The 783-nt window shown below is 67.4% G+C and carries 1 protein-coding gene; it reads right to left on the bottom strand.

Going from position 1 to position 783, the window contains the following annotated elements; genetic code table 11:
* On the bottom strand, window positions 1-783 hold a 783-nt coding region (pdxS, locus tag CXQ90_RS21660), incomplete at its 5' end, for a pyridoxal 5'-phosphate synthase lyase subunit PdxS (RefSeq protein WP_104141388.1).

The following is a 783-nucleotide window of genomic DNA, read 5'->3' on the forward strand; positions in this document are numbered from 1 at the left end:
CTACCAGCCGCGCTCGGCGAGGCGGTGGGGCTGCGGAATCTCGTCCACGTTGATGCCCACCATGGCTTCGCCCAGGCCGCGGGAGGCCTTGGCGATGACGTCAGGGTCGTCATAATAGGCAGTGGCCCTGACGACGGCGGCAGCACGCTGGGCCGGGTTGCCGGACTTGAAGATCCCGGAGCCGACGAACACGCCGTCGGCGCCGAGCTGCATCATCATCGCGGCGTCGGCCGGGGTGGCGATGCCGCCGGCGGTGAACAGCACCACCGGGAGCTTGCCGGTGGAAGCAACTTCCTTGACCAGTTCGTACGGCGCCTGCAGTTCCTTGGCCGCGACGTACAGCTCGTCCTCGGGCAGGGACGCGAGCTTGAGGATCTCGGCGCGGATCTGGCGCATGTGCGTGGTGGCGTTGGAGACATCGCCGGTGCCGGCCTCGCCCTTGGACCGGATCATCGCCGCGCCCTCGTTGATGCGGCGCAGGGCCTCACCGAGGTTGGTGGCACCGCAGACGAACGGAACGGTGAAGTTCCACTTGTCGATGTGGTTGGTGTAGTCGGCCGGGGTCAGGACCTCGGACTCGTCGATGTAGTCCACGCCGAGGGACTGCAGGACCTGGGCTTCGACGAAGTGGCCGATGCGGGCCTTGGCCATGACCGGAACGGACACGGCTTCGATGATCTTGTCGATCATGTCCGGATCGGACATGCGGGACACGCCGCCCTGGGCACGGATGTCGGCCGGGACGCGCTCGAGCGCCATAACGGCAACGGCACCGGCGTCTTC

This window comes from Arthrobacter sp. ZGTC131 (genome assembly GCF_002929275.1).
Classification (GTDB): Bacteria; Actinomycetota; Actinomycetes; order Actinomycetales; family Micrococcaceae; genus Arthrobacter.